Origin of the sequence: Paenibacillus sp. GCM10028914, assembly GCF_042666275.1 — a bacterium.
Classification (GTDB): domain Bacteria; phylum Bacillota; class Bacilli; order Paenibacillales; family Paenibacillaceae; genus Paenibacillus_AQ.
Window position 1 is genome coordinate 173351 of record NZ_JBHTFO010000016.1, and the last position, 25460, is coordinate 198810.

A 25460-nucleotide genomic window follows, 5' to 3' on the forward strand; every position below is an offset into this window, starting at 1 on the left:
GGAACGTGATCGGGGAAAACAACCTAAAACGAAACAAAAAAGGAACGGTCCATGTTGAGGATCGTTCCTTTTTTGTTAATTATCCTGTATATAAGTAGCTTTAATCCCGATCCCTTGCTTGTGACTGTCCTTGCGGGCCGCGTGCATCCAGCAGCTCGATGATTGTCTTCGGAACACCGTTTAATAGAAGCCATTGCCGCAGTGTTTCAATGGCTCGAATATGACCGTTTCCTTCGTCTCTCCAGGTGAGGAGTTCTACAACCTTAACAATGAGAGCCATGAGCTCCACATTGTCCTGCTCCGTTTTTTCGGCGCGAACCTTTTGGTAGATCGCTTCCTTCTCCCAATCGAGCAGAATTTCATCTCCGATGGTTGGTTTCATTAGCGTATATCCATAATCACAGCTTGGGCAGTGAACATTGGTTAGCTGTTCATGTTCAAACGTGACCTTGATGTTTTCCTGACAGTGCCGGCATAGGAAATTGACATGGATAACCGAAATGGTGTCTAACACGGGCGGTGCCTCCTTGAAAATGCAAGTTATGTAGGTACTTATTTCTTACCCATAACTTCACCTAGAGACCCATTAATTCATTTATTCCGTTATTACATAAACACAACGGCAGCCTCCGCTAGCCAGGCATTCGGTTCGTTCCACCTTCGCCTGAAGCAGAGAAGAGAATAGCTCTAGCTCACAGCTGCAAGCATGGTTATACCGATTCGCAATCTGCGAGATCGGGCAGTTATGCTCTTTAATCACATATTTACCGTCTTCGGTTTGTTCACATTCAGCCATATACCCGTTGTCGTTTTGAATATCTGTCAGGGTTCGCACCCGGTCAGCCAGCTGTTTGCCGGCAATTCCGGATTCATAACGCTGCTGAAGCTTATCACGACGGCGTTCAAAAAGACGTGCAACCATACCCTCACCAGCCTCTTCTGCCAGTTCATCAAGCAGGTCCAGCGTTAGCGTGGAATACTTGTTCGGAAACAGTGATTCTGCATGCGGTGAGAGTCGGTACAAGGCTAGTGGTCGACCCATCGCTTGGCGAATTAGATCAGTCTCTATGACGCCTTCCTTCTCAAGACTACTGAGATGCCTGCGAACCGCCATCTCGGTGACAAGAAGGGCGGATGCAATTGACTTGGCGCTAAGTGGTCCCTGCGTCTTTAACATATGGAGAATGGTATCCCGGGTGGACAGATCCTGTGTTTGTTCCATCTTGAACACCACCTGATTAATAATGATAAGTTCTTTATGAAAATTATTATCCCTTATCCGTGAGAACCTGTCTACCCGAGTCTTCGTTAATTGAAAAACACCCCGTCTCGCCGGCAAGCCGGTGATAGACGAGGTGCAGTAAGGCGGGTGAACTACTCGGTAATGTCGAGTAAATCATAAATGAGCCATTGATCGTTATGTTTCTTTAACCAGTATAGGGAAGAGGAATAATAGACATCACCCTCGATATCATCCTTTTCTTCCACATAAATGACGGCTTCATTATTTTGATAATGAACAATTTGGTTGGAATCTGCTGTTACGTGGAAGCTCAGCTCTTCGAACATTCCTGCATCAATCCCTGCTTTAATGAGATCGTAAAAGGGCGAATCCGGATAAATAGCAGAATAGAGAAGCTGAGAGTTTTTCTCATTCAACCCTTTGTACTGTGTAGCCAAAGTGTTTAATAGCGCTGTCCGATCGCCCTCAGGTACTTCTGGCTTACTGTCTAGCAAGCCATCGGGGAGATTATATTCGAAGTCGAACAGTTCACTGTCGTATTCCTTCCATGCGCCAGAAGCATCTTTTTTCAGGATCACATCGAAATAAACGGTGTAATCCCAGGAAAACGCCCCTCCTGTGCGCTGCAGCTGCTTCTCCACTGTAGCCATTACAGATGAGCCTGCAACAGTGACGTCAGAGACGGCAATGGATACATTAAACATGGAAGCCGCTTGTTCCTTATAGTTGTTCTCATATTGCTTATAGTAAGGTGATTTCGGATGGATCGCAGCCATCGCTTGCTTGTAGTCACCTTTGGTTTCGGCTATTGCTTGGTTTTTATACAGTTTCTTTACTTCAAGGCTGATCTGGTTAGTAATCGTTTTACGGTCGATTTTTATCGTGCGAGCTTTGGAATCCCATTTCACAGGATATCCAGTCGATTCAGCCACAAAACGAAGGGGGACAAGGGTGTTCCCGTCTTGTGTATAGGGTGCAAGGGCAAGTTTTGTCTTTTGTCCGTTTACATAAGCGATCGTTGATCCAAGCTTCATTTGCAGCTTTTGGTCGGCAAAAGTGCCTGTAACCTGTTTTGTCTTGTTATTCCAGCTCACCGTATATCCAAGAGCCTGGAACAGAGGACGGAACTGAACGAAAGTAACACCGTTCTTAATCACAGGTGCTGCTTGAAATTTAATGACTTTCCCGTCAAGGTACACTCGGATTTGGGCCGATGTTTTAGCGGGAGCAGCCTGAATACTACTTGTAAATACGAATAGCATTGCAAATATTAGAAAACCAATTTTCCTCTTCATCTAGCTGTCAACTCCTTCATTATGAGTAAAATTGAGGTATAAAACACAGTGGTAATCGTACCTGACAAACCTAAATGGAGCAATACCTATCGGAACATGTAAATATTGGATTATAATATAGCTGTAGTAAAAAGATCTATTTTGTGAATCAATGATGCAGAAGGGGTCAATGAAAGGCACTATGGGTTAATACATAACATGTGGTCGCGATAACTAGTCTATTTATTTAGAACTTTAAAGGAGTGGAGACGAAGTGACGATGCAGCAGGATGTTTATTTCTACATAGGGACGTATAGTTCCGCTGAGGACAAAGGGATTTATTTGGGCAGCTTGAATCTGGAGAACGGTGAGATGCAGTTGCTGGACGGAACAGCGGGAGTTGAAAATGCGACATATTTGGAATTTGATGAATTACATCGTGTTTTGTATGCAGTCAGTGAAAAAGGTGAGAGTGAAATAATCGCTTACAATGCGGATCCAGAGACACGTAAATTAACAGAACTCAGCCGCAAGTCGTCTGATTCTTCTGGAACATGTCATGTATCCCGTTCGTATGACGGTAAATATTTGTTCACGACGGGTTATAGTGATGGACGTATTACTGTGTTTTCGCTAGAGGAAGAGGGCGCATTGGGCGAGATCACCTCTATCATTCGTCACAGTGGAAGAGGACTGATTGATGAACGTCAATCCGAGGCACATCCACATTCCATCATCCAAGACCCACATCATAAATATGTAATTGTCAGCGACCTTGGTATGGATGATGTTAATCTGTACCGACTCGAGGACGGAAAACTTGTTACACATCGTGAGATCAGTCTGCCACCGGGTTCAGGTCCACGCATGGTTGCTTTCCACCCATCCGGACAATGGGTATATGGCGTGAATGAACTGAATAGTACGGTTACGGTTTATGCTTACGATGCGACATTTGGAGATTTGAAAATGCTCCAGCATATTTCGACCCTTCCAGAAGACGTCGTGATGGATAACACGGGCGCTCATATTCTCGCTACACCTTGTGGCCGGTTCTTATATGTGTCCAACCGAGGCCATGACAGCATTGTTCAATATGAGATTGATACAGATACCGGTATGCTGAAGGCTGTAAACTGGGTATCTTCCGGTGGGAAGACTCCACGTCACTTTAACCTGCTGCCTGGTGGTTACATCGTATCTGCTAATCAAGACAACGGAATTATTGCAAGTTATAAGATGGATAAAGATACGGGGCGTCTTGAAGCGACAGGACATACGATCGAAGTTCAACATCCAGTTTGTATTTGTCCGGTAGAGAAGGCTTAACTGCATAAAACGATAATAGTTAAGAAAGATGAGGCTGCCCCAAAAGATCACTAGATCTTAGGAGCAGCTTCTTTTTGCGTGGCAAGACGCTCCGCGTACGAAACGTTCCTCCCCTCGCTGTTGCCCCCAAATTTCCGGGAATCATTCTAGCAGGGAAGAAATTCGGGGGCAAAGGCGACCGCTACCGCTGGTCCGGAACCGTTTCGTTCTCTCCGCTGCTTCGTGCATAGGGCATCCATTAAAATCAGATAACACAGAGAAACCACCCTTTGTTAGAATGGAAGTGTCTAAGCCACCATCTAAAAAAGGAGCGGTTTCATTTGTACTTCAATATACCATGGATCAACTTTATCTGCCAATGGATCCCAAAATGCTCACCACCAAAATTGAAGCGCCAACCGCTACGCGTTTGTATGGGGTAAAGCCATTGTAAAGCCCAAAGTCAGATTAAAATCGGCACAGAAAACCAGTTCATCTTAGACTACAGTCTGCATCAACGTCCCACGGACACACGCTGCCTAAAACCTCATTTAGAGAAGGTCAAAGCTGCTCTTGGTAAGCTGCCCCAAACGGTCATTGTAAGTATGGAAATACCAGCGATACAAACAGCAAGTTCGTGAGAAACTTAGAAGTGAGAAAGGTTGCGCGCTGTCGGTTGGAAGGATGATTGAACCGGAAAGTGTATTTGGGAAAATCAAAAACAACCGAGGGTAGATGTATTCTGCTTCGAGGTTTGTCAAAAGCGAGCCTAGAGGTCGTTGGCTTTCGCTCGCCCATAACTTACTGAAAAAGGCGGCAATCGACCAAAATAAAGAAATGGCGGTGCAGGGTTGATTCCCTGGAATCGCCATTATTTGTTTTTTGTGTATTTTTTATTTAATGAGCTGTCTCGTTAAATAAATCCAATCTACTTTTGGGACAGCCCCATCTTTTTTATGTGAGAGGATAATTGTCTTCCGATTTCTAGAGATGAGAATCATAGGGGAATGCGGTTTGATATTTTTGTGGATATGAACGAAGCAGCGGAGGGGACGAAGCGTTTCCGGAAAAGCGGCAGCGGTCGCCTTTGTTCCCAAATTTCTACCGTTAAGATATAGTTCAGGAAATTTGGGGGCAACAGCGATTGGAGGAATGATTCGTACCCGTAGCGTCCAACAACAGTAAAAAGGAACTGCCCTGCAAGATCTAATGATCTTTTGGGACAGCTCCTATATGAGAGATATATTATTTCGGGGAAAAGTTTTATTTTGCGAATATATGATTGCCAATCTTTACAGTACGAGGTCGTGACAACATCCATTTACTGGTTGTTAACTTTGGATTAAAGTAGTAGAGAGCGTTCTTGGTTGGATCTACGCCACGTACAGCATCAAGAGCGGCTTTATAAGCTGTTTGACTCGGCTTAAGGTTGAATTGCCCATCAGTGACTACAGTGAATGCATTTTTCTGATAGATAACACCCTTCATCGTATTCGGAAATTGCGATGACTTGAATCGGTTCATAAGGACAGCGCCGATCGCTACCTGACCTGTATAACTTTCTCCACGGGCTTCGCCGTATATCACCTTAGACATCATATCGACTTCATATTTACTCATAGAGACTTTCTTAAGAGATTTCCATGTTGCCAAGCTGGTCTTACCATTGGGAACCATTCCATACTTCTTCTGATAGGCAATAACGGCAGCCTTTGTTCCAGGTCCGTAATGACCGTCGATTGAACCGCTATACAATTTGATCGTCCGTAAACGATATTGAAGGTCCCATACATCTCTATGCACATCTCCATATTTGAGAGCTATTTGAGCTTCGGCTTTATTAGATAAGACAGTAGTTGTGTTCACGAGTAAGAGAACGATAAGGATCGAAAGTACCTTCCATTTCTGTCTTGCCATAGTAATCATCTCCTTCGGATTGAATTATAAGGATGGAGAGAGTCTGGTACAACCGCCACAAACTGGTAATCCGCGGCAGCCCGCGTGGCTTTTAGCCTCGTGCCGATTCGTTTTTTATTTTTCGCTTGCTTGCTTATATATAGAAATAAACTGAAATTATACAGGAGAGGAAAATGTTGAGTGAACGGAACAGTATTGCTTGTAGAGGACGATCTTGCCATAGGGGAAATGGTTATGAATTACCTTCGTGGAGAGGGTTTTCAACTATTGCATGCGCATGATGGGGAAGAAGCGCTGGAGATATTTAGTAGACATGACTGTGATTTGATTTTGCTTGATCTCATGCTTCCAAAGCTGAATGGAATGGACTTTCTTAGAATGGTAAGGGAGAAGAGTCATATCCCGATTCTCATTTTGTCTGCAAAAGGTGGGGAGGCAGATAAGGCAATAGGACTCGGATTCGGAGCGGATGACTATATTGCAAAACCGTTCTCCATGATTGAATTACCTGCAAGGGTGAAAGCTGCCATCCGGCGTGCCACACATTACGTGGATAAATCTCCAAATCAGAGACAATCCCGTGTGATCACTGTGCACGAATTGTCTATGGATATGGATAACCTGATTGTGAGCAAGAACGGGGTGGAGCTCAAACTTACCGCAAAAGAACTGCAAATCTTGCAGCTTTTTTTGAACAATCCGAAAAAGGTATTTACGAAACAACAAATATTTAACTCTGTCTGGAATGATGATTATTTCGGGGATGAGAATGTCATCAATGTTCATATGAGTCGATTGCGTGAGAAAATTGAAGATGAGCCCTCCACACCGCAGTATATTAAAACACTGTGGGGAATTGGCTACAGGCTGGGGGAATTCTAGTATGGGGCTAACTATCTTTTTGCTGGGCATCAATATTCTGCTTATTGCAATAGTTATCATACAGTACCGAGCGAGAAGAACAGTAAAACATAATTTGAAGTACATAACAGATAAGCTGGAGACTGTCATGACATCCTCCAGGGAGGGGCAAGTGTTGCTTGTAACTGAGGACCCCAGTGTGCGCACTTTGCTGAATATGATTAATCAACTGTTAGAGTTGAAAAGTAAATATGAGGTGGATTTTACCCGCACCGAACTTGCTATGCGCAAGATGCTTGCGAATATATCTCATGACTTAAAGACTCCTCTTACCGTAGTGCTTGGTTATATTGAGATGATTACCAGTCAACCTGATCTGGAGCCTGAGGAACAGAAACGTTTGCTTATGAAGGTACATACCAAGGCGCTGGAAATTGTAGAGCTGATCAACCGTTTCTTTGATTTGGCGAAGCTGGAGTCGGGCGACCAATCGATTCAGCTAACAAGGGTGGAGATGAATGATCTGTGCCGGAGTAGTATCCTGATGTTCTACGATTTATTACAGTCCAGCAAGCTTACCCCCGTGATCGATATTCCCGATACAAAGATATATGCCAGAGGTAATGAAGAAGCATTGAACCGCGTACTTGATAATCTCCTCTCGAATGCACTTCGATATGGCAGGGATGGGGACAAGATCGGCTTGACCCTGCGCAGTGATGAGAGTGCAGTATATGTGGATGTATGGGATTGTGGAAAAGGAATCAGCCAGCGGGATCAACAGCGGATATTTGAGAGAATGTATACACTGGACGATTCCAGAAACCAGTCGTTTCAGGGGAGTGGACTTGGGCTCACCATAACCAAACGACTGGTTGAACAAATGGACGGAGATATTTCGATCCGCAGCAAACCGTTTCAGTCCACCGTATTTACTGTGAAACTTCGCCGGGCTTCACCAACTTAAGAGATTCGTAAGAATTGCGAAATAAATATGACAATGCTTCTGGATAGAATGTTGTTAGGTAAGCATTTGTACCAAATGCTGAATAAGAGAAGGTTATGAGAGGAGCTTATTCCTATGGGGTATATCGTCAGTGCGCGAAATGTAACAAAGGTGTTTAAGGGGAAAGAAGTGGTGTTGGATGTGAGTATGAACATTTCCGAAGGACAAATTTATGGTTTTCTTGGACCGAACGGTGCAGGTAAGACGACGTTTATGAGAATGTTATTGAATCTGGTTAAGCCAACAAGCGGTGAAATTGAGTTATTTGGCGAGAGGCTGACACCAACTTCAATTGATGTATTTAAGCGCATAGGCAACATTATTGAATACCCTGTTTTTTACGATAAGCTGACAGCTGTGGAAAATCTGGAGATGCACTGTGAGTACATGGGTTTCTATAATAAAAAAGCGATCAGTGATGTGATGGAACAAGTGAAGCTTACGTCAGTGAACGGTAAGCCGGTGGGAGAGTTCTCCCTCGGTATGAAACAACGGCTTGGCATGGCGAGAGCTCTCGTAACAAAGCCTGAACTGCTCATTCTGGATGAGCCCATTAATGGACTCGATCCGGCAGGTATTAAGGATTTCAGAGACTTATTTCAGGTGCTCAGCAAGGAACATCATATGACTCTCTTTATCTCCAGCCATCTGCTTAGTGAAATTGAAATGATTGCCGATACGATCGGTATTATACAGAATGGTGTATTTAAAGAGGAGATCGCAATGAACGAACTAAAGCATCGTAATTCTGACTTTATTGAAATTGTTACACCTCAATGCCGGAAAGCTGTGTTTATTCTAGAGAATACCTTGAAGATCAACAATTTTAAGGTGATCGGCGATCATACGATTCGGATTTACCAGGCTGGTGTTTCGCAGCCAGAAGTATCCAAGACACTCATCTTGAATGATGTGGCGATTGAGTCCATTCATCATAAGCGTACTTCGCTCGAAGAGTATTTTATCGATCAAACCGGTGGAGGGGAAAAATATGCTTAAACTGATGAAGTTAGAATTGAAGAAGCAAAGATTGGGCTGGTATTGGAAGGGTGCGTTAATCGCAATTTTTAGCGTCCTCATGCTGATGGGAATTTTGCCATCTCTGGATCCGGAACTTGAGGATGCGTTTGGATCATTTGAAGAAGTGTTTACAGCTATGAGCACGTTTGTAAGGGTGATATTTGTTATTTTCGCAGCCGTATTGATCGGAAAGCTCATTATTCAGGAATACAATAACAAAACGATGTCAGTCATGTTTACGTATCCCATACCACGCAAAAAGTTGATCATGGCTAAACTTCTACTGATCATGGGTATAACTTTTATAACGATTCTGATATCAAATATAGTCATCTTCATTCTTTTTCTCGTCCTAAACTCATTTATGCACCTCATACCTGGTTTTCCTACAAAGGAGCTGCTGATTCATCAAGGATTCGATATATTGATTCAAGGTCTGTCGGCCGTCGGCATCAGCATGGTGCCTCTGTATTTTGGAATGCGTAAGAAATCAGTATCAGCTACAATTGTTTCAGCGATCATTATTATCTCATTGATCAGTTCTAATAATGGAGGATTCTCGCTAAGCTCGTTTATTGTAATCCCGATCCTGGTGGGTGTTATAGGCCTGCTTATCGCTTACTTGTCGTTTCGTAACGTGGAAAAGGTGGATGTTATTTAGTCTTTGTAAAATTATATAAAAAAAGGTTTGACAGGTGGCGTAGGAGTCATTACAATTACCTATAACATACTAAACAGGTAGGAATTATAAAGATTGTTCTCACCGTATGAACGGAGGAACACCCAAAGGATGAAGCAGGTACGGCTTACCGCCGATTTGACCTCATCTCACGGGTTTCCTCCGTTCTTTTGTTGTACTCCTGTTTAGATTAATAGTAGGGGAGAGATTCCATATGAAGAATGCAATGAGACGAGGGGCTCTGATCGGTTTAGCAGTGATGATGACCGCGGTTTTGGCAGCTTGCGGAGCAGATAAAGCAGATACTTCTATATCAGCTAAAGGGAACGAAAAGACAGACAGTACAGAGAAGAAAAGTGTGGAACTTTTAAATGTATCTTATGATCCTACACGAGAGTTGTATGAGAATTATAATAAGGCCTTTGCAGCTTACTGGGAGAAGGAGAAGGGCCAGAAGGTGACATTTCAGCAGTCACATGGTGGTTCAGGTAAACAGAGCCGATCGGTTATCGACGGTTTGGAAGCAGATGTGGTTACACTCGCGCTTGGATACGATATCGATGCAATCCGTCAAGCTGGATTAATCGAAGAGGGCTGGGAAGGCAAGTTTGAGCATAATAGTGCGCCATATACATCGACCATTGTGTTCTTGGTACGTAAGGGCAACCCCAAAGGCATTAAGGACTGGCCGGATCTCATTCAAGAAGGAGTAGAAGTAATTACTCCCAACCCGAAAACATCTGGTGGAGCACGGTGGAATTACTTAGCGGCATGGGGTTATGCACTAAAAGCGAACAATAATGATGAAGCGAAAGCGGAGGCATATGTGAAGGAGTTATTCACGCATGTGCCTGTACTTGACAGCGGAGCTCGCGGGGCGACTACAACGTTCGTGGAACGGCAAATTGGGGATGTGTTGTTAGCGTGGGAGAACGAGGCGTATCTATCCATTAATGAGCTGGGTCCCGATAAGTTTGAAATTGTGAATCCATCAGTAAGCATTTTGGCGGAGCCACCGGTTGCAGTCGTGGATAAGATCGCTGATAAGCACGGGACACGTGAAGTGGCAGAAGCTTATCTCAAATATTTGTACAGTGAGGAAGGACAGCAAATCGCTGCAGAAAACTACTACCGTCCGACCTTGGAAAAGGTAAAGGATGAATTTAAAGATAAGTTCCCCGCGATTGAACTGTTTACACTGAAGGATGTATTCGGAACTTGGGAAGAGACGCAAGTGAAGCACTTTAATGATGGGGGCATATTTGACAGGATTTATGTACCTGGTAGCTGATCAGCCAAACATGGCTGAAGGCAGGAAAGGATGAGGAAGATGGCTTTACTTCGGACCAAGAGCAATAGGCGTCGTCAGGTGCTCCCTGGGTTTGGGATCGGAATGGGATTTACCGTATTTTATATGAGCCTGGTCGTTCTGGTGCCGCTCTCGGCGTTGCTGCTGAACCACACGGGACTTACATGGAGCAAGTTCTGGGAGATTGCGGTTGATCCGCGAGTACTAGCATCCTATAGAGTCAGTCTAGGAACAGCCGCACTGGCAGCGTTGATTGATGTGGTTCTCGGCCTGCTGCTTGCTTGGGTGCTGGTTAGGTATGAGTTTCCTGGTAAACATCTCTGGGATGCGTTGATTGACCTTCCGTTTGCACTCCCTACGGCGGTAGCAGGTGTGGCGCTGACGGCGATTTATTCCGCGAACGGCTGGATTGGCTCATTACTTGCACCGCTCGGGATCAAAGTGGCCTTTACACCGCTCGGGATTACACTTGCGCTCATGTTCATTGGTATTCCATTCGTAGTCAGGACGGTTCAGCCTGTGCTTCAGGACGCGGAGCGGGATGCTGAGGAAGCAGCGGCTACGCTGGGTGCAGGGCGCTGGCGAACCTTTCGTACAGTTATTTTTCCAACCTTGATTCCGCCGCTCTTGACCGGATTTGCACTTGCTTTCGCGCGTGGTATCGGCGAGTACGGATCGGTCGTATTCATCTCCGGCAATATGCCGATGAAGACAGAAATCGCTCCGCTGCTTATCATGTCGAAGCTGGAGCAGTTTGATTATGCAGGTGCTACAGCGGTGGCGCTACTGCTCTTGCTCATCTCTTTTCTCATGCTTCTATGTATTAATCTATTACAACACTGGACACGGAAGACCGCACGCTAAACGCCACACTTAAGGAGGGATTCATGATGGCAGGAACCGTACCTTTATCACAGGGTGTGCGAGGTAGCACTCCATCTTCTCCGGCGGCGGCGGAGAAACCGTGGGTAAAATGGACCTTGATCAGTACGGCTGGCATGGTGTTGTTATGGCTGATCGTACTTCCACTATTGACGGTACTTACCGAGGCATTGAAGAAAGGTTTGGATGTTTATATTGCAGCATTATCTGATCCTGATGCACTATCAGCTCTGAGACTGACACTTCTTGTGGCTGCTATTACGGTCCCACTGAATACCATATTTGGTGTCATTGCAGCTTGGACGATTACAAAATTCAGCTTTAAGGGAAAAGGTTTGTTTGTTACGCTGATTGACCTGCCTTTTGCCGTATCGCCTGTGATTGGCGGACTGATCTTCGTCTTGGTCTTTGGTCGTCAAGGGTGGCTCGGACCGTGGCTAGATGTTCATGATATTAAGATCATATTTGCCTTGCCGGGTATCGTCTTGGCGACGCTGTTTATCACCTTTCCGTTCGTTGCGAAAGAACTGATTCCATTAATGGAAGAACAGGGGACGAAAGAGGAGGAGGCAGCGCTCACCCTTGGAGCAGGAGGTTGGCAAATATTTTGGCGGGTTACACTTCCGAATATGAAATGGGGACTGCTGTATGGCATCATCCTGTGTAACGCGAGAGCTATGGGAGAGTTTGGAGCGGTGTCCGTCGTATCAGGACATATTCGGGGGCAGACGAACACATTGCCGCTTCATGTGGAGATTCTGTACAATGAATATCAATTCTCAGCTTCCTTCGCGGTAGCGTCCCTCCTGCTTCTACTGGCCTTGATTACACTGTTGCTCAAAAATTGGTTTACACGACAAAGTGCCCATTGACACAAGTTTCCAGATCATGCTAAGTTTAATTCATACTATTTGGGTTGGAAAAGAATGATTTATTAACAAACTGGTGGCTTCCAGATGTATAAATTGTCTGATTATAAGTGAGAACAACAAGGTCATTAACCCCGGTAAAGGAGGCGGTATCCATGGCGAAACCTTTGAAAGTAGATGAAACGTGGCTGGAACGCATTGCAAGTCTTTTGGACGACATGGAGTTCGGTTCACTGCATATCGTTGTGCATGAGGGACAGATCGTCCAGATGGAACGCACGGAGCGCAAGCGTTTTGGAAATACGTCTTCCGGCGCCGCCCCACTGAAAATGTCCAGTCAGAGCTCAGCAAAACCGGCTTCGTCTTCACCCCGTACAGGAGTGAAATAGGGTAAGGAATCAGTGAAAAGCACTTCCAGTGATTAAAATCATTCGGAAGTGCTTTTCTGATGTTATGGACTAGGCGGAGTGGGAACCGCTGGTTCACTGTCTCGGCCGAGCCTGCGGCTTGCCGTTTCGTTTCGGCCGGTTGCTGGAACGTGTCGACCTGCCCTGGCCAATCCGTATAACGGCATATTGTTGTATAGGGACTCGTGCTGTCCTTGCTGTACCATATACGTTTCGTGATAGATGCCGACAGAGCCGTCTGTTCCAATGCGCTGGTTGAAGTTTCTCCAAGCTTCGAGATGCTTAGCGCCGTGCCGCGCATAATTCTCCAGTTCCTCGAAGGATCTCCAATATTGAATGTGGCTGACTCCACGCCAAGATAACTGTATACTCCCGTCCAGAAACCCGATGTCACGGTTCATGTAGAGCTCGCGAATCATAGGACCCATAGACCGAAACACAGGTAACCATTTATGGACTGCCCAGAGGCGGTTTACCCGCATCCCAATGATAAACACAACAAACGAATCGTCCATTTGAGCCGTATAGCGGCCGGGAATGACTTTGCCCATACTAAATCCCCCATAAAACTTATTTTTTAATGAATTGAATCTGGGTTTCATAGAAACTTAAAATATCTTCCGAAGCATACAGTTGTGAGGTTAGAAATGCCCCATAAAACACTGTAAAGAGGAACTGTATAGCTGCTTCAATGGAGATCCCTTCTTTCAGCGTTCCATCTTGAAGGGCTTCCGACATGGCTTGCTCAAACAGAGCGAACATATTGGGCGTTAGGGAGCCAAGTTCCACATGTCCGGGAAATAGAAGCTGAACTTCAGCCTGGCTAAACTCCGGCATAGCGGGGTGCATTTTCATTTCTGCCAAAAAAGCGATCAGACTAGGCATAATCCCAACTTTTTCTTGGGCCTGCTCTGCAATCTTGCTGTGTATATGCTGCACCACATCAAATCCTCGGAGATTCTGCTCCACGATGTCAATTTGCCTCTCTGTCAGCCAAATTCGCATGAAGTACAGAAGCAAATCTTCCTTTTTGCGGAACAAATTAAAGAAGGTTACCCGTGACACCTCAGCCATCTGGCAAATATCTTCAAGCTTCACCTCACGGTACATACGGTCTCCGATTAAGGACATAGCAGCCTCGTAAAGAGCGATTTTTGATTTGGCTTTTTTAAGTTCACGCAGCGGGATATGAGGTTGATTCATGAGTGTCTCCTTATCGAAATAAATGGTGAGTAGGTGATTTCATCGGAAATCTTTACTTGTGTAAATAAATTAACACAAGTAAAGATATATATCGATAGAGGAGCCGAAATAAAGTTCTGTAAGAGTTATAAATAGCAATAACTTTATTCAACAGAAAAAGGCCCTGCTGTCTGAATGTTGACCGCAGGGCCTTACGATATGGGATGAAACAATTAAGAACGAGTCTTTCCACCTGAACTGCCGTCACGGGGAGGCAGAGAGTTAGGGGGGGATAATGCAGGGGCATCTGCCCGGTTGTGATCATCGGTAACCGAAGCTGGCTGCTCCATATACATATTTAGAAGCTCTGGATTCCCCGCGTATGGTCTTTCCTTTCTGGATCGGGTAGAGGTGAACCAGAAACCTGTTAAGTATAGTAATGCTTGTCCCGCAAGTACATATACTGAAGCCTCGACCCATACCAAGTTGAATAACGCAATGGAGGCAATCAACAGATGGAGTCCGTAAAAAACAATACCGAGTGAACGGCGTTTGGAATCCATTAGAAGCCGGTAAAAGGAAATGGTAGCAATCATACAGGTAAGCCAAAGTGTCCATACCTCAAGATGACCCCAGCCTCCTGGGCTGCGAAGTTCAGATATAAGTCTAAAGGTCCAGAATACGGCAGCAGCAAAAGATACGCCAGGCACAGCAGGTTTCAGAAGCATCCATAAACCGCTGCCCCAACCGGGATTTTCAATTCGGCGTAGAAGCTCACTGCGTTCCTTCACGAGACGATTCATCTCACGCTCAAGTATTTTGCTGAGATGAGGTAGACGGGAATCATCCCGATCACGAAGATAGGTATCGATCTGCTGTAGCAGATCAATCGTAAGCCGATCTGCGGCTTTACATTCTTGCAGAAGACTTAAAAGGTGTTCATCAGGCAGGTCAGCATCATCAGAACGATCGATATAAGCTGTGAGCGGTCCGGCTAGCTGTGTGTAGAGTGTCAGAGACTGTCGTATCCGCTCCAGCGTCTCCGTTCGTGCTGCCTGAAGCCTTGTAGCACAATATATGTATAAGCCCAGGAATACGGCCGCTGCTAGCATCACCGCCAGCAGTCCTTCCATCGAGCCGAAAAAAGTGTCAATCCATTCAGCAAGGGACAAGCCGATCCCTCCTTCTATTTTCTTCTTTCACTATTGCACAAGAAGAGGCGGATTTCAAGATAAGTGGCTCTGTTTATCGTTGATAAGGATCCAATTCACATACCTAAGCAATGGGTAAATAAGAAGCAAAGATAGGAAGGGAGGAGAGGAACGGTTATGGATTTTGGTATGACTGCTATCAAACTGGTCATCGGTTTTTTAGGATTGTGGTTGCTGACACGACTCTTAGGGAAAAAGGAAATATCAAATCTAACGCCTTTTGATTTCGTTTCCTCGCTACTTCTCAGTGACATTGTTGGTGAAACATTGTATGCAGAGGAGATCCGGTACAGTGAGTTGGTTCTTGCGCTGGGGGTCTGGTTCACCTTGTCTTATATTTTTGAAAAGATAACTCAGCACGCAAAAAAACTTCGTGGACCGCTTGAAGGAACCCCATCGATAATTATAAGAAACGGTGAGGTTGATCTAAAGGAAATGAAACGAAATAAGGTTGATTTTGAGCAGTTACGAATGATGTTGAGACAGAAGGAAATCTTCTCATTGAGAGAAGTAGCATATGCCATATTCGAGACAAATGGCTCGCTTAGCGTGCTGAAGAACTCGTTGTTTGACAATGTGGAGCGCGGTGATCTTAAGTTGCCTGAAGAGCCTAAACATTTGTCTTGTTGCCTCGTAGAAAACGGCGTTATTGATGAGGATAATCTCAGCCGGATCGGTAAGGACAAGTCTTGGCTATCCATGAAGCTGCGTGAACAAGGCTGTAGTGACCCAAGTGAGCTGGCTTATGCTGAATGGATGGAAGGTAAAGATTTATTTATTATTCGTGGCTGCCATTCTTAAAGGGGACTAGGTTGGCATGGTTTATTTTGCATAAAGGAAACAAATTTAGTTGTGGTCAAAAAACAAGCGTCAGAATACAATGGATATATAGATTACAAGTCGTGGAATGAAGTGGGTAAAACACTACTCGGTGTGAAGGAGGGGATTTATATGCATAAGGAAATACAGGTTGAAAAAGGTCCCTTAAAACGTGCAAAACTGACTATCAGCTATATACTCATGTTTCTGTTGGTGGCATGAGGTAGTCGGGATTTTATTTAATTGTGATCAAGGAAAAAGGCTACCAGATAAACTGGCAGCCTCTTTTGTACTGTGTTATTAAATTCCCCGATCCACAAGAGCCTTCCAATATCTATACTCATGGATTGCAAAACCGTTAAATGATGTGTTTTCTGAAGCCATGCTATCGACTTGTGTGAGCTGTTTATTCATAAAGGCAGAGCCCTCTTCATAAAACGTAATAAATTCTCCTTCATTGCTGGCTTTTGTTTCAACGGCGATAATCGCTTGTTTTCCTAGTGCTGTTGCTTCATTCATTTCTGGTAAAGCCAGGTTGTAGATGCTTGCGGCTTGATCACGGTAGGCCATGATTGCTACAGCATCAACGGTTGAAATAATCCAATTGCTCATCGACATGGAGTTATCAGGCAGGTTGTACGTATGAAGCCAAAATGGGATATCTGCTGTGATCGGAAGGTTAAGGTCTCTTGCACCATCTGCTAGAAAACGGACGCTATTTTGCCATTGATGAATTAAGGAAGAACGGTCTGTTTGCCATTCCTTAAGTACATGTGGTTCCACATCAATATGAATACCTGTAAATCGTTCCTCAGGAGCAGCTGATTCTTGATAATCTCGGGTCCAGTTGAGGAAGGTTTCCAAACGGTGACGTTCGGTTTCTAGGGACCAACTTGGCGAACCACCGAGTACATGAACCTGAATGTTTTGAGCTGTTGCTTGACGGATGAAACTTTTATAGTATTCAGGACGCACATCCCGATTCATTTGTAGGTAAAACGTAGTGATACCATTCTCAGAAGCAAAGGACAAAATCTCCTCGGCTGAGTCTTTGATCAGGGGTGTATCCCAAAACCAGGTTGCTTTTTGCTTCGGCTGTGCTTCTGCGCTTCCGATCGGGGCGGAAAAGCTGCTGAGGAACAACAGACAACAAGCAAACACAAGGTACATGCGGTAATTCGTTCTTTTTTTCATGGGGTATTGCTCTCCTTAGACATCATTTTTGTAAAGCGGGGCAGGAGGGACTTGGTTACACATTATTTCTTATAATTCGACATGAATAAGAGGAAATACTCATATGCTGTAGGTCGTTATCATGGGGTTGTGTTTCGCAATTATGCATGTATATATATACTATCGGAGAGTGTATTATAGTTTTGTATAGTCCAAGCGATGTTTTTGAATAGGAAATACGAACTTTTCAGGTTTGAAGGTTGCCCATTCAGGATAAGTAGATAGGAAGAGGAAGTTTAGGACTCTCAGAAAACCGGGATAATCCGGAAAACGATGATACAGTCATCACAGTTGAAAGGGGCAAGATAAACATGAATATTGCGGTAGTTGGAGCAGCAGGAACGATTGGAAAACGAATAGCGGAGGAAGCTTTAAGAAGGGGGCACCAAGTAACAGCAGTGGTTCGGAGCCCCGATAAACTAGATGATGTAAAAGACAAGATGAACATCGTCCGTGCGAATGCCGTTGACCCATCCTCGGTCGCAGAAGCAGTAAAAGGGCATGATGCCGTGATTAGCGCTTATGGACCAAGGTTTGGGGAGGAGGAAGAACTACTCGAAGCAGCGCGGGCATTAATTGAAGGAGTTCGGCGTGGAGGTGTGAAGCGTCTTCTGATTGTCGGAGGAGCAGGTAGCTTAATTACAGACAGTGGAGAGGCACTTATGGATTCAGCAGAGTTTCCGAGAGAGCTATGGCCTCTTGCGAAGGCTCATGCAGATGCGTACGGTATTTATAAGGAATGTGATCTGGAGTGGTCTTACTTGAGCCCAGCTTCAATTATTGAACCTGGTCGAAGAACCGGTCAGTTCCGCATTGGAACAGATCGACTGATTATGGACGAAAGCGGAGCCAGCCGCATCTCTGTAGAGGATTATGCTGTTGCCATGCTGGACGAGCTGGAAGATCCGCAGTTTATTGGGACTCGTTTTACGGTGGCTTATTAATTCGTAAGGTGAGCTGTGTTTCTATTACAGCTTGAGAATTGCTACATTTATAAATTGGGAAAACGCCGTATCTCGAAGACCGATGCAACGATCGGGCAGAGTTACGGCGTTTCATTTATCATTACTGCAAGGAATAGCTTATTCCCAGGAGGCCACCGCGCAACGTTGAGAGCTTTTGTAGGGTTAAGGAGTCGTTTCCATGGAGCGGTTTTAAATAAAAGCCCAGCAGATCAAGGGGACAACGAGTGCGAACAATGGAGTCACAAGCGTCTGGTTCGTGAAGGTTTGTTTGCCCCATAAGTACATAAGTAGCAAAAGCACCCCTGCGACTCCGCGTATCCAAATGGTATCGCTTCCTCCCTCAGTAACTAATGCAAAGAATAGAAAACCTGCTGCTGCGTAAAGGCCAGCTTGTTTCAATCGGTCTAAAGATGGCAGGAGCGAGAGAATAGCATCAGCAGAAAGTGAAGCGAGCAGGGCATAACCATATACCCAGTGCTCCAGAGGAAGCGAGACTCCGAGAATTGAGGAAGGCTTGCTTGCCCCGGACGGCCAAAGCCAGGAAATTACGGTCAGCAGCAGTAAAATAGCACCGGCAGAAGCTAATTTATTCAGCGCATAATAGCTCATTTCTCCGCGCCCATTGATTCTCTTGTTACCGGATTTCATAAATTATAACCTCCATAAAGGACTCAATTTTTGGAGATACATAGGGTCCATACATATCACTGTGATCGAATAAGTGAATTGTTTCAGATTTGTGAAAATGTCCTTGCTGAGAGGACTTTTTGATGCAAAATTATTGGGATTACATTCTCAAATGGAGAGTTATCTGTTAAAATGAAAGCGTAACCAATAAGTGCTCAGCATTAAAAAAACACCTGCGGCTCAGATCTTGCCGGCTCCTGTTTTGAAAAGGGCTAACTCCTCGGCAGGACATAGGCTGCCGGTCAATTCAGGAGGTCGAGTAACGATGTTCGAAGGTTTTTCGGAAATGCAAAATGTGGTCAGCAAAATTCATACACGTATGGATATTGGTGAGGAAGGTGAGTATTATCGCTTGGAATTCGGGTGTGAACGGTTTAAACATTTCTCGGATGATATAGGTGATCTGATGATCACGAAAGAAGAACCACATCAGCGCTGGAGATGGTGGAAGCATTGATTAATCAGCACAGATATTCCTCAAGTTTATAAAAGAAACTATTGCTCAGCCCGGAGAAATCCGGGCTTTTTTTATATGCTCTTTCAGTGTTTTTGTTGTCTCTATAGAATGGACATAATTCTGTTCATACCGATACAGGGCAGCTTACCCATGGCAACGCCTCCTTAGCATTTTATAAGACGGCATACAGGGATGCTTTATCTCTATGCAGGTACCTAGAAGGAAGTGCAGTAAAGCTGTTAATTTGGATGAACAGGAATATGTTTACAAATCAATGTCTTTATTCGGTAGTAAACATGATAAAATTATCTATACCTAATTCTTCATAAGAAGGGGGTGAAATTATGAAACCGATTAAGCGATCGAGACTCCGATTGTGGGCAGGCAAGCATTACTTTACCTATCGCCGCTATTGGGAATGGGTTACAGACAAGACGGAACTTGCCGGGACGATACAGCGAGAGCCCTTGAAATATCAGATATTCAGACATCAGACCCCTCTTGTACGTAATCTAAAAGATGTGGATGTTTGGTATCACCGGAATAAGGTGATTAACTTAAAAATTGCTGTTCAGAAGCTGGACGGGCTGTTGATTCGCCCAGGGGAAACAATGTCTTATTGGAGAACCATTGGACGCCCGACACGCCGAAAAGGTTATGTGGACGGAATGGTGTTGTTTTATGGTGGATTTAAGGCCGGACTCGGCGGAGGATTGTGTCAGTTGTCTAATCTTATCTATTGGATGACACTGCACAGTCCGCTGGAAGTAACAGAGAGACATCGACATAGCTATGATGTGTTCCCTGATTCGAACAGGACACAGCCGTTCGGGAGCGGAGCAACTTGTGCCTACAATTATTTGGACCTCCAAATTCATAATCCGACGGATGAGGTATACCAGTTAAAAGTATGGGTGACGGATCATGAATTGATCGGGGAGTGGCGATCAAGCGGTAACAGGTTGTATCGGTATGAAGTGTACGAGAAAGATCACCGGATTGCCCAGGAAGTCTGGGGAGGTTATTCGCGGCATAACATCATTGGCCGAAAAGTATACACGGTGGATGGAGATGTGATTGCTGATGAAGTAGTTACAGAAAATCATGCACTAATGATGTATTCACCACTTCTGGCAGAGGCAAGTACAGCCCGTGAATAGATCATGTGATGAGGGCTTCCTAACGTTGACAAAACCAGATGCAGATTGATAACATATTACTTAAATCAGATCAATTTCCTAGGATTTGTCTATAAATAGGTTACTACCGAACCAGCGGAGGACTTTACAGTAACTTGTGAAGTCTTTTTTTCTGGATTCTCGCCGCAAGGTCGGTCCTGATGAGGATCAATTATATTACAGAACGCCTATAAAGGCGACGTGTTAATGAATAACTGAACAGGGGTGATAGGTAATGGCTAAAGTCGTTATTATTAATGGCAGTCCTACAGTAGGTTCGCGTCTGACTGCAATTATGGATTTTGCTGAACAGAGCCTGGCAGCGGCTGACTTTGAGGTGTCCCGAATAAATGTGGGTCAATTGCCGCCCGAGGACTTGATTCATACGAAATTTGAAAGCGAACATATTGTCAAGGCGAATGGTCTAGTGGCCGAAGCGGATGCTGTCATTATTGCAAGTCCGGTATATAAAGCTTCATACACAGGTGTGCTCAAGACGTTTCTGGATCTTATTCCGGAGAAGGGCCTTGCAGGAAAGATTATATTGCCACTCTTTATCGGTGGAAGCTTAGCCCACTTGCTGTCTATCGACTATGCACTGAAACCAGTATTGTCATCCATTGGTGCGCGTCATATTTTAGGTGGCGTATACGCAGTTGATGCACAGGTAGCTCGTACCGAAGACGGTGGATTCGATATCGATGACGTACTTCAGGATCGGCTTAATACCGCAGTTGAAGAATTGGCCATGGAAACACGCTTAAGAATTAGCGGTGTAAAGACTGTAAGCAAATAGTAAGGATACGAAGTACTTATTATGGAGGTATGACATGCAAAAACTAGTGTTTTTTGTTGGTGTGGCAGGAACAGGTAAAACAACAGTAGCGAAGAAACTTGCGGTACGCATTCCTGCAGCATTTCTGGATCGCGATACCGTTGGCGGGCGTTTTGTTGAGAAATTTTTAGAGGCTAATGGTCTGGATCCCAATGATCGGGATTCCTCATTTTATAAAGAGAATCTGCGTGATCTGGAATATGATACAACAAAGGATATTTGTATTGAGAACCTGAATGCAGGACAGAACGTATTTATGATCTCTCCGTTTACGGCTGAGTTGAAAAACCGGGAATGGATCGAGGAAGTCATCTCGGCTGCTGGCCTGAGCAAGAACGAGGTTGACGTGAAGGTAATCGTGGTTACGCTTCAGGATATGGATTTGCAGAAGGAACGCATTATTGACAGACAGACCGAGCGTGACCAGTGGAAGCTGGATCATTGGGATGATTTCAAGAAGCGTGTTGATTTTGTTCCAGAAGTGAATTGGGATATACCGCAAAGCTCGATCAAAGTGTTCGACAACAGTGGAACGCTAACGGATGAGAAGGTAGAGGATTTGTATAAATTTCTGATGAAAGAATAGTAGATGTCATACAACAGCGGCGGGTTCCAGAGGGTATATGGAATCGGCCGTTTTTGGTTTATATGAATGTCCTGGAAGGAGAGGGGAAAGATCAATATCAATGATTCGACTCTGAATGCGTATTTAAGGGCTGTTACTTTACTCCGAGATCGAGTCCCTTCGTTTGAAGAGTATCCCTTTAATTTGCCTGCCGTATCGAGACTTGATCAGCTGGATTTTCACCCTAAGGTAACTTATATCGTAGGAGAGAATGGTATGGGTAAATCTACCCTGCTAGAAGGAATTGCAGCTGCTCTAGGTTTTAATCCGGAGGGAGGAACGATGAATTTCTCATTTGCTACGGAAGAGACGCACTCTGACTTGCATAAGTATATTCGAGCGGTAAAGGGTGTTCGTAAGCCGAGAGACGGTTTCTTTTTCCGTGCGGAAAGTTATTATAATGTAGCTTCGGAGGTTGATGCGTTAGAACGCGAGTGCCCGGGGCTATATCAATCCTATGGTGGAAAATCGTTGCACCAGCAATCACATGGTGAGTCTTTCTTTGCTACGTTCTTGCATCGTTTCAGTGGGAACGGACTGTATATTATGGATGAGCCTGAAGCGGCGCTATCTCCGTTACGGCAAATGGCGTTGCTCACTCGTATTCATGATCTCGTGCAGGATCATTCACAGTTTATTATTTCTACGCATTCTCCTATTCTTATGGCGTATCCAGATGCACGGATTCTGAAACTTAGCGAAGAGGGGATAGAAGAGTGTAGTCTTGAAGAGACCGATCATTTTATGATTATGAAGGAATTCGTTAATAACCGTGAAATCATGCTGCAGGAACTCTTGGCTGAGGAGTAGCATGACCATTATTGATATGAACGAGTACCTAGTTTACCAAATTGGAGCTTTCTCTGATGCCAAATCAATCCTCATTTTGTAGATATTGAAAAAATACTATACGAGTTTGTACATCACTACGAATGCGGATCATTCTTCCGATCGCTGTTGCCCCCGAATTTCTTCTGAATTATATATTTTATGTTGAAATCCGGGGACAAAGGCGAACGCTTCGCTTCTCCAGAATGATTCCGCCTTCTCCGTTGTAGAGTTAGATCGCTTTAACCTGTAAGCTTGTTTCAGTATTTAGCAGGAGTCAGCTTCGAACGAATTCCTCAATTCTTCTTTGCCTCATATTTCAAGTCGGTATGGATCTCCACGTCTATCCTCGAATTCTAGTTCCACCTTTTCCTGGTATTTTCACACCCAGACTTTAACCCGATCCTTATCCTGTATTTCTAAGTGATCTGCGATCTTTCGATAGCTCTACTCTTCATCAATAAGTAACCGTATAGCCTCTAACTTAAAGAGTCTCTGGATAATGCTTAAACTTTTGACTTTTTCGGTGGTTTAAAAATGCCCATTTACAATTACATCGGATTTACCCAAACGTATTTCCAAAGTCTATTCTAAGGGGGAATCTTCAGTCGAATGAGTGAAGGTTTTTTATGTGTGATATGTTGTTGTTTTCATAATATATTACAGTTATTCTAATTAGTTTTGTCTATTTGTATGAAAAATTAATGAAAATAAATGAAAATACTGTTTACAAGTTTGAATATCTGAACTAAAATTAAAAGAGGGTTTGGAGGTGACGGGTTATGAATCATAGTAACGAAACTAATGTAGATATGCTGATGGATGTATACCGTGAGCTGTCAGATAAAATGACCAAGCATCGTGTGGTCGCTTTTTTAAAACATCTTAGGAAAAACGATCTGACTCTTAATCAGTATTCAATATTAGGTTTTATTGATCAGGAAGGGCCTTGTTTACCGATTCGATTGGCGGAGTATTTGGAACTTAAAGCGGCAACCATTACATATTTGGTAGATTCTCTGGAACAGAGAGGACTGGTCCGCAAAACACCTAACCCTCGAGATGGCCGAAGTCATTATGTTCAATATACCGATGAGGGGCGGGAGCTTGTCCGTAGCGCGCGGAGCGAAGGCGATGCAGAAATTATAGAATCCTTTAAACAGCTTGACCAGGATGAAGCAGATATGATCTATGTTTTGATGAAGATGCTTCGTCGTAAGTTATTTAACTGAACATCTAATTTTCGAGCAATCCCACCTCAAGTCCCTATTTCACAGACTAAGGTGGGTTTTATATTTTTTATACCAGCATGTTAAAAAATGCTCACTTAATCACGTTTGGAGGCAGCTTATGAACACGCAAAATCAATCATCATTTTGGCTCATCATGAGCGCGATCTTCTTCGGCAATTTTCTAGCAGTACTCAGTATCACCACAATTAATGTTACCTTCCCAGTAGTCATGGACACATTTGGCGCGGAACTGAGCACGGTGCAGTGGCTGATGGCTGGTTCAATACTTTGGTTGGAAATCAATTTTTATATTGAATATCCCAATCGGCATTTTGTCCATATTTATTGTGGCTAAATTCATTCCGTATTACAAGATGAGTGAAAAAAAGTCTTTCGATACGCTCGGATTTTTGTCCGTAGTGATCAGCAGTTCCTTCCTTCTGATATCCGTTAGTCATGGAAGCGAATGGGGGTGGGGTTCATGGAAAACGATGTCGCTATTAGGAATTGGAGTCGTACTGCTCGCTTTCTTTATTATATGGGAATTAAAAAATGCTTCTCCGCTCCTTCAGCTAAAAGTATTCCGTTTCCCAAGATTCCGCTATAGTTTGATCTTGAACTGTATCGTAACGATATCCATGTATACGGGGACACTATTGGTTCCACTGTATTTGCAGACCGTGCTGATGTTATCGCCGATGGATACAGGACTGATTTTGTTGCCGGGAGCTTTGGTGATGGCTGTAGCGGCACCTATTATCGGTAAGTTTTATAACCGGATAGGACCTTTTAAATTGGTGTTTTCGGGTATTATCATTATCGTGGCTGGTTCAGCGGCATTCAGTAACATTACGGCAACATCGTCTATTTACATGATCGCAGGACTACAACTGGTACGTTGTTTGGGTATAGCGCTTTGTAACATGCCACTGACGAATGCGGCGATGAGTGCCGTATCCAGTGAATATTCAGGACATGCTTCTTCGATCACGAATTGGGCGCGTCAAGGGCTTGCTTCTTTATCGATCGGGATTTTCAGCGCATTGATCGTATCAAGAACCTCTTACTATGTAGGTGAAGGAGTCACGAATAAGCCTATTGCCACGACGATGGGTATTGACGACGTATTCATGGTGGGTACGATCATTGCTGTTGTCGCGGTTCCCCTAACCTTCCTGTTACGGAAAAAAGGGAAAGTAGATTTGGCTGAAGCTTAAAATTTAATGAATGGATGAGTCATGTAGAGGGGGCTAGACCTTTATCTGATTCATCCTTTTCATTTATATGAGCAATAATATATAAAGGTTGTTTTTCCTACATAAACGCTCATTAATCTGGGGTACTTGAAGAACAATAGAGGCTGTTGTACAGTTACAATTGGTAAACTATAGCCTAGGTTTACGTAGTCGAACATCATTTAGGGTGAAGAGCC

At 44.2% G+C, this 25460-nt stretch carries 30 protein-coding genes and 1 pseudogene; 22 read left to right on the top strand and 9 right to left on the bottom strand.

The window, feature by feature from the left end:
• Positions 1-100: 100 nt before the first annotated feature.
• The 3 genes from ACFQV5_RS16385 to ACFQV5_RS16395 all read right to left on the bottom strand — a co-directional run bounded on the left by ACFQV5_RS16385 (position 101) and on the right by ACFQV5_RS16395 (position 2538).
• Positions 101-514, bottom strand: a complete 414-nt coding sequence (locus ACFQV5_RS16385) for a hypothetical protein (protein WP_379248428.1) — start codon at positions 512-514, stop codon at positions 101-103.
• A gap of 81 nt (positions 515-595) precedes the next feature.
• The gene (locus ACFQV5_RS16390) at positions 596-1222 is read right to left on the bottom strand and encodes a helix-turn-helix transcriptional regulator (protein WP_379248429.1); all 627 of its coding nucleotides are present in this window, start codon (positions 1220-1222) and stop codon (positions 596-598) included.
• Between the two features lie 152 nt (positions 1223-1374).
• Positions 1375-2538, bottom strand: a complete 1164-nt coding sequence (locus ACFQV5_RS16395; RefSeq protein ID WP_379248430.1) for a copper amine oxidase N-terminal domain-containing protein — start codon at positions 2536-2538, stop codon at positions 1375-1377.
• A gap of 259 nt (positions 2539-2797) precedes the next feature.
• Between ACFQV5_RS16395 and ACFQV5_RS16400 the strand changes: the two genes are divergently transcribed.
• From ACFQV5_RS16400 to ACFQV5_RS25580, 4 genes and pseudogenes are all read left to right on the top strand, one after another.
• Positions 2798-3847 (top strand): lactonase family protein, encoded by a 1050-nt coding sequence (locus ACFQV5_RS16400; protein ID WP_379248631.1) that lies wholly within the window; start codon positions 2798-2800, stop codon positions 3845-3847.
• A gap of 74 nt (positions 3848-3921) precedes the next feature.
• On the top strand, positions 3922-4077 hold the full coding sequence (locus tag ACFQV5_RS16405; protein ID WP_379248431.1) for a hypothetical protein: 156 nt from the start codon (positions 3922-3924) through the stop codon (positions 4075-4077).
• 53 nt (positions 4078-4130) lie between these two features.
• A complete protein-coding gene (locus ACFQV5_RS16410) occupies positions 4131-4280 on the top strand; it encodes a hypothetical protein (RefSeq protein WP_379248432.1) in 150 nt (49 codons plus the stop codon).
• Between the two features lie 13 nt (positions 4281-4293).
• Positions 4294-4681: pseudogene (locus ACFQV5_RS25580) on the top strand (transposase); the annotation flags it as partial.
• Between the two features lie 408 nt (positions 4682-5089).
• Here the strand turns inward: ACFQV5_RS25580 and ACFQV5_RS16420 are convergent.
• On the bottom strand, positions 5090-5743 hold the full coding sequence (locus ACFQV5_RS16420; protein WP_379248433.1) for a cell wall hydrolase: 654 nt from the start codon (positions 5741-5743) through the stop codon (positions 5090-5092).
• A gap of 180 nt (positions 5744-5923) precedes the next feature.
• Here ACFQV5_RS16420 and ACFQV5_RS16425 point away from each other — a divergent pair, with 180 nt between their 5' ends.
• The 8 genes from ACFQV5_RS16425 to ACFQV5_RS16460 all read left to right on the top strand — a co-directional run bounded on the left by ACFQV5_RS16425 (position 5924) and on the right by ACFQV5_RS16460 (position 12758).
• Positions 5924-6625, top strand: coding sequence for a response regulator transcription factor (locus ACFQV5_RS16425; protein ID WP_379248434.1), 702 nt, complete (start codon positions 5924-5926; stop codon positions 6623-6625).
• Position 6626: 1 nt separating this feature from the next.
• Entirely contained in the window at positions 6627-7571 is a 945-nt protein-coding gene (locus ACFQV5_RS16430) for a sensor histidine kinase (protein WP_379248633.1), read from the top strand.
• Positions 7572-7685: 114 nt separating this feature from the next.
• Positions 7686-8609 carry an ABC transporter ATP-binding protein gene (locus ACFQV5_RS16435; RefSeq protein ID WP_379248435.1) on the top strand — a complete coding sequence of 308 codons (924 nt, stop codon included), beginning with the start codon at positions 7686-7688 and terminating at the stop codon, positions 8607-8609.
• Positions 8602-9291 (top strand): ABC transporter permease, encoded by a 690-nt coding sequence (locus ACFQV5_RS16440; protein WP_379248436.1) that lies wholly within the window; start codon positions 8602-8604, stop codon positions 9289-9291. Before ACFQV5_RS16435 ends, ACFQV5_RS16440 begins: the two co-directional genes overlap by 8 nt.
• Positions 9292-9523: 232 nt before the next feature.
• Positions 9524-10600 carry a sulfate ABC transporter substrate-binding protein gene (locus tag ACFQV5_RS16445; RefSeq protein ID WP_379248437.1) on the top strand — a complete coding sequence of 359 codons (1077 nt, stop codon included), beginning with the start codon at positions 9524-9526 and terminating at the stop codon, positions 10598-10600.
• A gap of 39 nt (positions 10601-10639) precedes the next feature.
• On the top strand, positions 10640-11482 hold the full coding sequence (gene cysT, locus ACFQV5_RS16450) for a sulfate ABC transporter permease subunit CysT (RefSeq protein WP_379248438.1): 843 nt from the start codon (positions 10640-10642) through the stop codon (positions 11480-11482).
• A 26-nt stretch (positions 11483-11508) separates the two neighbouring features.
• Entirely contained in the window at positions 11509-12372 is an 864-nt protein-coding gene (cysW, locus tag ACFQV5_RS16455; RefSeq protein ID WP_379248634.1) for a sulfate ABC transporter permease subunit CysW, read from the top strand.
• A 152-nt stretch (positions 12373-12524) separates the two neighbouring features.
• On the top strand, positions 12525-12758 hold the full coding sequence (locus tag ACFQV5_RS16460) for a YezD family protein (protein ID WP_379248635.1): 234 nt from the start codon (positions 12525-12527) through the stop codon (positions 12756-12758).
• Positions 12759-12820: 62 nt separating this feature from the next.
• On the opposite strand, the gene ACFQV5_RS16465 is transcribed toward ACFQV5_RS16460, so the two are convergent.
• The 3 genes from ACFQV5_RS16465 to ACFQV5_RS16475 all read right to left on the bottom strand — a co-directional run bounded on the left by ACFQV5_RS16465 (position 12821) and on the right by ACFQV5_RS16475 (position 15130).
• Positions 12821-13327 (bottom strand): DUF4188 domain-containing protein, encoded by a 507-nt coding sequence (locus tag ACFQV5_RS16465; RefSeq protein ID WP_379248439.1) that lies wholly within the window; start codon positions 13325-13327, stop codon positions 12821-12823.
• A gap of 19 nt (positions 13328-13346) precedes the next feature.
• Entirely contained in the window at positions 13347-13979 is a 633-nt protein-coding gene (locus ACFQV5_RS16470) for a TetR/AcrR family transcriptional regulator (protein ID WP_379248440.1), read from the bottom strand.
• A gap of 212 nt (positions 13980-14191) precedes the next feature.
• Positions 14192-15130, bottom strand: coding sequence for a hypothetical protein (locus ACFQV5_RS16475; RefSeq protein ID WP_379248441.1), 939 nt, complete (start codon positions 15128-15130; stop codon positions 14192-14194).
• A gap of 156 nt (positions 15131-15286) precedes the next feature.
• On the opposite strand from ACFQV5_RS16475, the gene ACFQV5_RS16480 reads away from it, so the two are divergent.
• Positions 15287-15970, top strand: coding sequence for a YetF domain-containing protein (locus ACFQV5_RS16480; RefSeq protein ID WP_379248442.1), 684 nt, complete (start codon positions 15287-15289; stop codon positions 15968-15970).
• A gap of 318 nt (positions 15971-16288) precedes the next feature.
• On the opposite strand, the gene ACFQV5_RS16485 is transcribed toward ACFQV5_RS16480, so the two are convergent.
• The gene (locus tag ACFQV5_RS16485) at positions 16289-17182 is read right to left on the bottom strand and encodes a hypothetical protein (protein WP_379248443.1); all 894 of its coding nucleotides are present in this window, start codon (positions 17180-17182) and stop codon (positions 16289-16291) included.
• Positions 17183-17532: 350 nt separating this feature from the next.
• Between ACFQV5_RS16485 and ACFQV5_RS16490 the strand changes: the two genes are divergently transcribed.
• Positions 17533-18165, top strand: coding sequence for an NAD(P)-dependent oxidoreductase (locus ACFQV5_RS16490; protein ID WP_379248444.1), 633 nt, complete (start codon positions 17533-17535; stop codon positions 18163-18165).
• A gap of 210 nt (positions 18166-18375) precedes the next feature.
• On the opposite strand, the gene ACFQV5_RS16495 is transcribed toward ACFQV5_RS16490, so the two are convergent.
• Positions 18376-18834, bottom strand: coding sequence for a hypothetical protein (locus ACFQV5_RS16495; RefSeq protein WP_379248445.1), 459 nt, complete (start codon positions 18832-18834; stop codon positions 18376-18378).
• Between the two features lie 304 nt (positions 18835-19138).
• On the opposite strand from ACFQV5_RS16495, the gene ACFQV5_RS16500 reads away from it, so the two are divergent.
• The 8 genes from ACFQV5_RS16500 (at position 19139) to ACFQV5_RS16535 (ending at position 25245) form a co-directional block, all read left to right on the top strand.
• Entirely contained in the window at positions 19139-19330 is a 192-nt protein-coding gene (locus ACFQV5_RS16500) for a hypothetical protein (RefSeq protein WP_379248446.1), read from the top strand.
• Between the two features lie 344 nt (positions 19331-19674).
• Positions 19675-20490 carry a VanW family protein gene (locus tag ACFQV5_RS16505; RefSeq protein WP_379248447.1) on the top strand — a complete coding sequence of 272 codons (816 nt, stop codon included), beginning with the start codon at positions 19675-19677 and terminating at the stop codon, positions 20488-20490.
• A 253-nt stretch (positions 20491-20743) separates the two neighbouring features.
• Positions 20744-21304 carry an NADPH-dependent FMN reductase gene (ssuE, locus tag ACFQV5_RS16510; protein ID WP_379248448.1) on the top strand — a complete coding sequence of 187 codons (561 nt, stop codon included), beginning with the start codon at positions 20744-20746 and terminating at the stop codon, positions 21302-21304.
• Positions 21305-21338: 34 nt separating this feature from the next.
• Positions 21339-21929 carry a P-loop nucleotide/nucleoside kinase family protein gene (locus tag ACFQV5_RS16515; protein WP_379248449.1) on the top strand — a complete coding sequence of 197 codons (591 nt, stop codon included), beginning with the start codon at positions 21339-21341 and terminating at the stop codon, positions 21927-21929.
• Positions 21930-21995: 66 nt separating this feature from the next.
• The gene (locus ACFQV5_RS16520; protein WP_379248450.1) at positions 21996-22778 is read left to right on the top strand and encodes an AAA family ATPase; all 783 of its coding nucleotides are present in this window, start codon (positions 21996-21998) and stop codon (positions 22776-22778) included.
• A gap of 800 nt (positions 22779-23578) precedes the next feature.
• Positions 23579-24028: a MarR family winged helix-turn-helix transcriptional regulator gene (locus ACFQV5_RS16525; RefSeq protein ID WP_379248451.1), complete on the top strand. Its 450-nt coding sequence runs from the start codon at positions 23579-23581 to the stop codon at positions 24026-24028.
• 118 nt (positions 24029-24146) lie between these two features.
• The gene (locus ACFQV5_RS16530) at positions 24147-24383 is read left to right on the top strand and encodes a hypothetical protein (RefSeq protein WP_379248452.1); all 237 of its coding nucleotides are present in this window, start codon (positions 24147-24149) and stop codon (positions 24381-24383) included.
• Positions 24361-25245: an MFS transporter gene (locus ACFQV5_RS16535; RefSeq protein ID WP_379248453.1), complete on the top strand. Its 885-nt coding sequence runs from the start codon at positions 24361-24363 to the stop codon at positions 25243-25245. Before ACFQV5_RS16530 ends, ACFQV5_RS16535 begins: the two co-directional genes overlap by 23 nt.
• Positions 25246-25460 lie beyond the last annotated feature (215 nt).

Bases quoted from the DNA above. Each gene is read 5' to 3' on its own strand.
- ACFQV5_RS16390 (WP_379248429.1), bottom strand. From the start codon at position 1,222: ATGGAACAAACACAGGATCTGTCCACCCGGGATACCATTCTCCATATG.
- ACFQV5_RS16395 (WP_379248430.1), bottom strand. From the start codon at position 2,538: ATGAAGAGGAAAATTGGTTTTCTAATATTTGCAATGCTATTCGTATTT.
- ACFQV5_RS16400 (WP_379248631.1), top strand. From the start codon at position 2,798: ATGCAGCAGGATGTTTATTTCTACATAGGGACGTATAGTTCCGCTGAG.
- ACFQV5_RS16420 (WP_379248433.1), bottom strand. From the start codon at position 5,743: ATGGCAAGACAGAAATGGAAGGTACTTTCGATCCTTATCGTTCTCTTA.
- ACFQV5_RS16430 (WP_379248633.1), top strand. From the start codon at position 6,627: ATGGGGCTAACTATCTTTTTGCTGGGCATCAATATTCTGCTTATTGCA.
- ACFQV5_RS16435 (WP_379248435.1), top strand. From the start codon at position 7,686: ATGGGGTATATCGTCAGTGCGCGAAATGTAACAAAGGTGTTTAAGGGG.
- ACFQV5_RS16440 (WP_379248436.1), top strand. From the start codon at position 8,602: ATGCTTAAACTGATGAAGTTAGAATTGAAGAAGCAAAGATTGGGCTGG.
- ACFQV5_RS16445 (WP_379248437.1), top strand. From the start codon at position 9,524: ATGAAGAATGCAATGAGACGAGGGGCTCTGATCGGTTTAGCAGTGATG.
- cysT (WP_379248438.1), top strand. From the start codon at position 10,640: ATGGCTTTACTTCGGACCAAGAGCAATAGGCGTCGTCAGGTGCTCCCT.
- cysW (WP_379248634.1), top strand. From the start codon at position 11,509: ATGGCAGGAACCGTACCTTTATCACAGGGTGTGCGAGGTAGCACTCCA.
- ACFQV5_RS16460 (WP_379248635.1), top strand. From the start codon at position 12,525: ATGGCGAAACCTTTGAAAGTAGATGAAACGTGGCTGGAACGCATTGCA.
- ACFQV5_RS16465 (WP_379248439.1), bottom strand. From the start codon at position 13,327: ATGGGCAAAGTCATTCCCGGCCGCTATACGGCTCAAATGGACGATTCG.
- ACFQV5_RS16470 (WP_379248440.1), bottom strand. From the start codon at position 13,979: ATGAATCAACCTCATATCCCGCTGCGTGAACTTAAAAAAGCCAAATCA.
- ACFQV5_RS16480 (WP_379248442.1), top strand. From the start codon at position 15,287: ATGGATTTTGGTATGACTGCTATCAAACTGGTCATCGGTTTTTTAGGA.
- ACFQV5_RS16485 (WP_379248443.1), bottom strand. From the start codon at position 17,182: ATGAAAAAAAGAACGAATTACCGCATGTACCTTGTGTTTGCTTGTTGT.
- ACFQV5_RS16490 (WP_379248444.1), top strand. From the start codon at position 17,533: ATGAATATTGCGGTAGTTGGAGCAGCAGGAACGATTGGAAAACGAATA.
- ACFQV5_RS16495 (WP_379248445.1), bottom strand. From the start codon at position 18,834: ATGAAATCCGGTAACAAGAGAATCAATGGGCGCGGAGAAATGAGCTAT.
- ACFQV5_RS16500 (WP_379248446.1), top strand. From the start codon at position 19,139: ATGTTCGAAGGTTTTTCGGAAATGCAAAATGTGGTCAGCAAAATTCAT.
- ACFQV5_RS16505 (WP_379248447.1), top strand. From the start codon at position 19,675: ATGAAACCGATTAAGCGATCGAGACTCCGATTGTGGGCAGGCAAGCAT.
- ssuE (WP_379248448.1), top strand. From the start codon at position 20,744: ATGGCTAAAGTCGTTATTATTAATGGCAGTCCTACAGTAGGTTCGCGT.
- ACFQV5_RS16515 (WP_379248449.1), top strand. From the start codon at position 21,339: ATGCAAAAACTAGTGTTTTTTGTTGGTGTGGCAGGAACAGGTAAAACA.
- ACFQV5_RS16520 (WP_379248450.1), top strand. From the start codon at position 21,996: ATGTCCTGGAAGGAGAGGGGAAAGATCAATATCAATGATTCGACTCTG.
- ACFQV5_RS16525 (WP_379248451.1), top strand. From the start codon at position 23,579: ATGAATCATAGTAACGAAACTAATGTAGATATGCTGATGGATGTATAC.
- ACFQV5_RS16530 (WP_379248452.1), top strand. From the start codon at position 24,147: ATGAACACGCAAAATCAATCATCATTTTGGCTCATCATGAGCGCGATC.